Genomic DNA, 8,015 nt, shown 5'->3' on the forward strand with positions numbered 1-8,015 from the left:
AAGCATGACATCTGAGAGTAAAGGCAAAATCGGCGTAATCGTTGAAGAACATTTCGATGCCACCGAATATCGCCGCTTCTATGAGTTCTTTCCAGAACGAGGTTATGAGGTAGAGTACATTTCCCACTTGTGGGGAAACGAATCATTAAAATTCGGCTCTAACCCAGAAAATGACCAAATTGAGTTTCATGTCACAGTCACCAAAGAAATTAACGATGTCGAGCCATCTGAGTACAAAGGCATTATTTGTATAGGTGCCTATGCAATGGATCGTCTGAGATATCAAGTTTCCGTAAAGAAAGGCCAAAAAAATCAAGCTCCAGCAGTAGCTTTTCTCAGGAAAGCTATGAGTGCGGAGAATGTGAAACTAGGCACAATTTGTCATAGTTTATGGCTTTTCTGCGCCGATCGCGACTTACTGGAAGGTCGCAAAGTTACCTGTGCCCACAACATCATCTGCGATGTTGAAAATGCAGGTGGCGACGTAGTATACGAAGGTGAAGTTACCGCCGATCTAGTCATAGATGGCAATCTGATTACGGGTAAGCATCCAGGCGTTGTAGACGAATTTATGGAAGCTTTCGTAGCAGAAATTGAGAAAGCGGAACAAAAGCAGACGGTAGCAGCCGGTTAACCCGCTGGCGATCGCATAAAAGTTTCCACAAGTTAATTTACTCATCCAGGAGGCGATTCCAATGGATCATATGAGTTTTTCGTTTTCCGATACGATCGGGGGGTATGTCACCCACTTTAACCGCCAAGAAAAATCATTTGGCATCAAAACATCAGATGGGAGAGAATATACAGCTCATTTAACTCCAACTACCTGGGGTCGGATTTCCCAGAACTTGGAAGAAGGTTACATTGATGCTACTCAACGACTTGGCGAATTATTATCTCCCGGTCAACACGTATTCGCATACGGTGTCTTTTATCCCCAGGGCGACGGTCACAAATTTGATGTTAAATCTTTTGTGTTTCCCGGCGAAGCTCCCGACAAATATCGCCACGAAGAACCGGATTGGTGGGTGAAACAGGTTCGCTCCATTGCTGACTCTTACCTGAAGTGGCAATTTGATTATCCCAATAAGGAAATCGACTACCGCGAATATCGCACCATGCTCAACCTAGCTGGTACGAAAAAGCAGCAAGACTTCTTGCAAGAAACCGATACTGTTTCCCGACTGGTTTACGGTTTTGCCTCAGCTTTTATGCTGACCGGCCATGACCGCTTCCTAGAAGCTGCTGAAAAAGGCACTGAATACTTGCGGGATCATATGCGGTTTTACGACCCTGATGAAAACCTGATTTATTGGTATCACGGTGTTAAGGTAACCGGCAATCGCGAGCAAAAACTCCTCACCTCAGAGTTTAGCGACGACTACGATTGTATCCCGGCTTACGAACAAATTTACGCCTTAGCTGGCCCGATGCAAACTTACCGGGCTAGTGGCGACCCGCGCATCCTCAAAGATGCGGACATGACTATAGATTTGTTTGACAAATTCTATTTAGATAAAGAGAAGGGTGGATATTTTTCCCACCTCGACCCAATTACGCTCGACCCGCGTGCGGAATCGCTGGGTCGCAACCAAGGTCGGAAGAATTGGAACTCAGTGGGTGACCACGCACCAGCGTATCTGATCAACTTGTATCTGGCTACCGGCGAACAAAAATATGCCGATATGCTGGAGTACACCTTCGATACGATCGAAGCCTACTTCCCTGACTACGATAACAGCCCCTTTGTTCAAGAAAAATTCTACGAAGACTGGAGCCACGATAAAACTTGGGGTTGGCAACAAAACCGCGCTGTTGTTGGGCACAACCTCAAGATTGCCTGGAACTTGATGCGGATGCAAAGCCTCAAACCCAAAGATAAATACGTAGACTTTGCCAAAAAGATTGCCTCGATCATGCCAGCAGCAGGCAGCGACCAACAGCGCGGCGGTTGGTACGATGTGGTAGAGCGCGTCTTAGGTGAGGGCGAAGAACAGCACCGCTTTGTTTGGCACGATCGCAAAGCTTGGTGGCAACAAGAACAAGCTATCCTAGCTTATTTGATCCTGCACGGTATTGAGAAAGACCCCGAATACTTGCGTCACGCCCGCGAAGCTTGTGCCTTCTACAACGCCCACTTCCTCGATCATGACGACGGTGCCGTTTACTTCAACGTCCTGGCAAACGGTCTGCCTTTCCTGATGGGCACGGAACGGTATAAGGGCAGCCACTCCATGAGCGGTTACCACTCGACGGAATTGTGCTACTTGGCAGCAATTTACCAAAACTTGCTCATCTTCAAGCACCCGATGGACTTCTACTTCAAGCCGATACCGGGAGGGTTCAAAGACAATACCCTGCGCGTATCCCCAGATATTCTGCCTCCAGGCAGCATCGCAATTGGTAAAGTTTGGATTAACGATGAAGAGTACACCAATTTTGATGCCGATGGCCTGACAGTCAAGCTGCCAGACACGCAAGAACGAGTCAAAGTTAAAGTGCAAATCGTTCCCAAATAGGTGAGGATGGGATTGGGAATTGGGGAATCGCAATTTCAGAGTTTAGATTTGAGATTTCAATATGAATCGAAAATCTAAAATTTGGGATTGGCAATTCCCTATTCCCTATTCCGAAGAAAATCGAAAATCCAAGATTGCAAATCCCAAATCAAAAAATGGACATCAATATAAAGACGCTTCCAGATGAAGTAACAGTGGTGGAAATGGTCGGTGACATTGATGCCAGCACCGCACCCAAAGCCCAAGGGGAAATTTTACCGTTAGCCGTGGCGGGAAGCAAAATTCTGCTAGATATGACCAAGGTTCCCTATACCTCCAGTGCAGGCTTGCGAATGCTGCTTTCGCTGTATCGGCAGATAGATGGTAACAAAGGGAAACTGGTGCTGGTGGGGATTTCTGAGCAAATTCAGGACACCATGTCCGTTACTGGCTTCTTGGAGTATTTCACTAGATGTGACACAGTTGATTCGGGGCTAGAAATCCTCAAGGGGTAGGCAATGGATTACGGACGTATTGATATTCATCCCACCCATACATACGGCGACTTCAAGCTGCGTCGGGGGCGTCCATCTCCTTTCGGGGCTACTCTAGTGCCCGGTGGTGTCAATTTCTCAATTTTTTCCTCTTACGCCAAATCTTGTATCTTGGTGCTGTTCCAAAAGCACGCCAAGGAACCGATGGCGGAAATTCCGTTTCCAGACGAATTCAGGATTGGCAATGTTTTTTCCATGATCGTATTCGACCTGGATTACGAAAATATCGAATACGGCTACCGCATGGATGGGCCTTTTAATCCCAAGGAAGGCCACTGGTTTGACTCCAGTAAAATTCTGATGGATCCCTACGCCAAGCTGATTGGCGGTCGGGATGTTTGGGGAGAAACGCCAGACTGGAGCGATATTTATCACCATCGCGCTCGCATCGCTTTAGATGACTTTGACTGGGGCGATGACCGTCCCCTGGAAATACCGCCCGAAGACTTGGTGATCTATGAGATGCACGTCCGCAGCTTTACCAAGCATCCTTCCTCCCAGGTGAAGCATCCCGGCACTTTTGCTGGCATTAAGGACAAAATTCCTTACATCAAAGAGTTGGGCGTCAATGCGATCGAATTGATGCCCGTCTACGAATTCGATGAATTTGAGAATTCGCGCCCCAATCCCGTCAGACCCGGTGAAACGCTGCTCAATTACTGGGGTTACAGTACGGTGGGGTTTTTTGCACCCAAGGCCGGTTACGCCGCTACCGGCAAACTGGGGATGCAGGTTGATGAGTTAAAAACTTTAGTCAAAGAACTGCACAAAAACGGCATGGAAGTAATTCTCGATGTGGTGTTCAACCACACGGCAGAAGGCAACGAGTACGGCCCTTATATTTCATTTCGGGGGATTGACAACAAGACGTACTATATGCTAACGCCGGATGGTTATTACTATAACTTTAGCGGCTGCGGCAACACGCTCAACTGCAACAATCCGATCGTCCGCAACATTGTGCTGGATTGTTTGCGCTACTGGGCATCAGAATATCACATCGATGGCTTCCGGTTTGACTTGGCCTCGATTTTGGGGCGCGACCCAAGGGGCTTTCCTCTCCCCAATCCGCCTTTGTTAGAGACTCTGGCTTTTGACCCGATTTTGGCTAAGTGCAAACTGATTGCCGAAGCTTGGGACGCTGGTGGGCTCTACCAAGTCGGTTCTTTCCCCGCATTCGGACGTTGGGCAGAGTGGAACGGTAAATACCGGGACACTGCGCGTAAGTTCCTCAAGGGCGATGCTTCCGCAGGGGAAATGGCACCCAGACTGACCGGTTCGCCAGACCTCTATGCCTGGGAAGGTCGCGGGCCAGCCACATCGATTAATTTCATCACGGCCCACGACGGTTTTACGCTGATGGATATGGTTTCGTACAACTATAAGCACAACGAAGCCAACGGCGAAAACAACAACGACGGTAGCAACGATAACGATAGTTGGAACTGCGGTTGGGAAGGGCCAACGGACGATCCTGGCATCAACGCTCTGCGGAAGCGGCAGGTCAAAAATGCTGTGGCTATGCTGATGGTTTCTACTGGTGTGCCGATGATTCTCATGGGCGATGAGGTGGGACGCACCCAGTACGGCAACAACAATACTTATTGCCACGACAACGAGCTAAATTGGCAGGATTGGACGCTTTTGGAGAAAAACGCCGACCTGTTCCGCTTTTTCAAGAACTGTATTGCCTTCCGTCACGCTCATCCGGTGTTGAGAAGTAAATACCACTTCAGCAACAGGGATTATATGGGGAGCGGCTATGCCGATATTACTTGGCACGGCACTCAGGCGTGGAATGCAGATTGGTCGGGTCGCGCTCTCGCTTTTATGCTCTGCGGCAAACACGCGAAGGCGGGGACGGTTGAGGATAACTACGTCTACGTCGCCATGAATATGCACTGGGAAGCTCTTTGGTTTGGAATCCCAGGTTTGCCAGATGGTATGAAGTGGCACGTTTTTGCCAACACGGGAGCTCCTACACCCGATGATATCTGGGAACCGGGCTTTGAACCGATGCTGGAAAATCAGTCGGGATTGTTGCTGGGCTCGCGCTCTGTGCTTATTCTCGTCGGTAAGTAAAACAAAGAAAAAGAAACGATTTCAGATTTTAGATTTCAAATTTGAAATCTGAAATTTCCAATCAATTCACTAAGATAAGGGGAAAATAATGGCTTTGGACGTAACGTTGGAAACAAAAACATCTGCCTCGAATGTCAAAATTGGCATAATCACTTTGTCTGGAGATTTGGATGCGAGTACAGCACCTACTTTCAAAACTGAAGTGGAAAAAGCGGCTAATGAGGGTGCAAAACGCCTCGTTTTGAAGTTGTCAGGGCTCAATTATATGGCCAGCGCAGGTTTGCGGGTGCTGATCTTTTCAAAGCAAAAGATGGGTACCGATGTTGACATCTACGTTGTCGCTCCTCAAGAAGGTGTGCTGGATACTTTGGAAAAGACCGGTTTCATTCAGGGTGTGATTTTGTTGGAGAAAGACGAGCCAGAAAAGTACGAACAATAATTAGAGATTGCCGATTTTAGATTTTAGATTTTAGATTTTAAATTTGCCATCTAAAATCTAAAATCTAAAATAATTCTGGATGGAAATTAAAAATATAAAATCCGAAATCAGAAATTCCCAATTAATCCTGAAAGATTGAAACCTGACTGCTGTCTATGGAATCTTTAACTGTACCTGGAAATCTAGACTCTTTGAGCGCGATCGCTCAATACGTTATGGCGGCTGCCGATGCAGCTGGATTGGATAAAAAAGCATCTTATAAACTGCGTTTGGCAGTTGATGAAGTAACCACCAACATTATTATCCACGGCTATGAAGAAAACCATCTCCAAGGAGATGTTTATATGATGGCCGATCTCGACGATAGCAGCCTGACTATTACTGTCGAGGATACCGCAACGGCTTTCGATCCTTTCCCTAAGTTATCCTTGGAGGAAGAAAAAATTGGTCTGCCAATGGAACAGAGACCTATTGGGGGGTTAGGAGTTTATCTGGCCATTCAAGGCGTCGATAAGTTCTTCTATGAAAGAGTGGGCGATCGCAATCGCAACACCTTTGTCGTCAAGCGAACCACGGCTAATGCTCAGTAGTAAAATATCAGCGGTTAGCAGTAAAAAAATTAACAACTGCTGACTGCTGAACACTGTATACTAAAGTTTCACATACCAAATTTGCAAAAAAAACAATTAAAAATAAACTATGGACATAAAAAAATTATTCTCCGGGTCTTTGCAATTCCGTATGACAGTCTTGCTACTGGCTGCGGTGATTCCTCCTATGTTGATAGGCATATTAGTGACGAGTTGGTACGCGGGCGAGATATTGCGTAAAGACGCAAAGAAAGAGTTGGCCGATAAAGGCAAAAATTTAGCTAAATTTGTGGGCAAATGGGAAGAAAGCAAAACTCTGGCACTGCGGAACCTGAGCCAGCAACCCGACGTTATCGGTATGGACTCAGCAAAGCAGAAACCCATTCTAACTAAGATGGTGAGCGTATATAAAAATTCTACGCTGACCGCCACTGACACAACAGGCAAAGTTACATCGACTAGCGACAAACAGGATACATCTAACTATAAAGATCGCGAATGGTTCAAGGGTGCAATAGCCGGAAAGACTATCACTCGTCAGACCCTGATCAGCCGTACAACGAATAAACCGCGCCTATGTTTGTCCACTCCGATTAGGGAGGACAAAGCACCGAGACCCATAAAGGGAGTAGTAGTTTCCTGTACAGACTTGACAGAAGTAGCGAAGGAAGTCGGTACAGTTAGTTTGGGAAAAACCGGTTACGCCTTTCTGGTAGATAACAAGGGTGTCGTGATCGCTCATCCCGACCCATCAATTACGGCTAAACTTCTCAACGTCAGTACCCAACCAGCAGTGAAAGCTTTGTTACAAGGGAAAACAGGTAATTTTTCCTTCACCGATCAAGGCACAAATTGGCTCTCCTATATCATTCCTTTACAAAATGGCTGGGGTGTGGTAGTAAAACAGCAAGAGAGCGAAGTGTTGCAGGAAGCAACGCGCTTTGGACAACTTGCTTCGGTTTTGGCAGTGTTCGGAGCTTTGGCAGTTGGCGGTATAACTTGGTGGTTGGCTAGCACTCTGGTGCGTCCGATTAAGGAACTGACTGTGGAAGCAAAAGCAATATCCACAGGTAATTTAGACCGCCGAGTCAAGATTGACCGAGAAGATGAACTGGGAACTCTTGGCGTTGCTTTCAATAAAATGGCAGAGCAATTGCAAGAACTGATTGACGTACAAGTCAAGTCGGCAATGGCGAGAAGCGAAATCGAAAAAGGACGGCAGATTCAGAAAGATTTTCTGCCAGAAACGCTACCGCAGCCAGAAGGTTGGGAAATTGCCGCAGTTTTTGAACCCGCTCGTCAGGTAGCAGGCGATTTCTACGATTCTTTCCCTCTAGTTGATGGCAAAATAGGTGTGGTAATTGCCGATGTCTGCGACAAGGGAGTGGGATCGGCTCTATTTATGGCTTTGTTCCGCAGTTTGATTCGGGCGATCGCACAACAAGATTATTCTGACGATCGCACAGCTCTAAAAAATGCGATGGAGTTTACCAATAACTACATCGCCACCAACCACAGCCGGACAAATATGTTCGCCACTATGTTTTTTGGCGTATTCGATCCCAAAACCGGAGAATTGAACTACGTCAATGGCGGTCACGAACCGCCCATTATCATGAGTCCGGATGGTACAAAAATACGCCTCAAACCCACAGGGCCAGCGGTGGGAATGCTGCCTAACCTAAAATTTAAAGTCGAACAAGCTCAATTAAAGCCAGGAGATATTTTGATCAGCTACACTGATGGTGTTCCAGAGGCTAAAGATACAGAAGCGAAATTCTTTACAGAAAATCAACTGCTCTCGCTGGTGGAACCGCCGATTTCTTCTGCAATCTCATTGCTGGAAACTCTT

At 46.8% G+C, this 8,015-nt stretch carries 7 protein-coding genes; all 7 read left to right on the top strand.

The features are described from left to right. The coding region (locus H6S82_RS10885) for a DJ-1/PfpI family protein (protein WP_242056902.1) at nucleotides 1–634 on the top strand (634 nt) is incomplete at its 5' end. 61 nt (nucleotides 635–695) lie between these two features. Next, nucleotides 696–2,519, top strand: a complete 1,824-nt coding sequence (locus H6S82_RS10890; protein WP_190461296.1) for an AGE family epimerase/isomerase — start codon at nucleotides 696–698, stop codon at nucleotides 2,517–2,519. 155 nt (nucleotides 2,520–2,674) lie between these two features. After that, entirely contained in the window at nucleotides 2,675–3,013 is a 339-nt protein-coding gene (locus H6S82_RS10895) for an STAS domain-containing protein (protein ID WP_190461294.1), read from the top strand. Nucleotides 3,014–3,016: 3 nt separating this feature from the next. Continuing rightward, nucleotides 3,017–5,134: a glycogen debranching protein GlgX gene (gene glgX, locus H6S82_RS10900; protein WP_190461292.1), complete on the top strand. Its 2,118-nt coding sequence runs from the start codon at nucleotides 3,017–3,019 to the stop codon at nucleotides 5,132–5,134. A gap of 88 nt (nucleotides 5,135–5,222) precedes the next feature. Then, nucleotides 5,223–5,573: an anti-sigma factor antagonist gene (locus tag H6S82_RS10905; protein ID WP_190461290.1), complete on the top strand. Its 351-nt coding sequence runs from the start codon at nucleotides 5,223–5,225 to the stop codon at nucleotides 5,571–5,573. 155 nt (nucleotides 5,574–5,728) lie between these two features. Beyond that, entirely contained in the window at nucleotides 5,729–6,163 is a 435-nt protein-coding gene (locus H6S82_RS10910) for an ATP-binding protein (protein ID WP_190461288.1), read from the top strand. Nucleotides 6,164–6,272: 109 nt separating this feature from the next. Continuing rightward, on the top strand, nucleotides 6,273–8,015 hold a 1,743-nt coding region (locus tag H6S82_RS10915; protein ID WP_191056219.1), incomplete at its 3' end, for a SpoIIE family protein phosphatase.

Source organism: Planktothrix sp. FACHB-1355, assembly GCF_014748295.1.
In the GTDB taxonomy this organism is placed as follows: domain Bacteria; phylum Cyanobacteriota; class Cyanobacteriia; order Cyanobacteriales; family Aerosakkonemataceae; genus Aerosakkonema; species Aerosakkonema funiforme_A.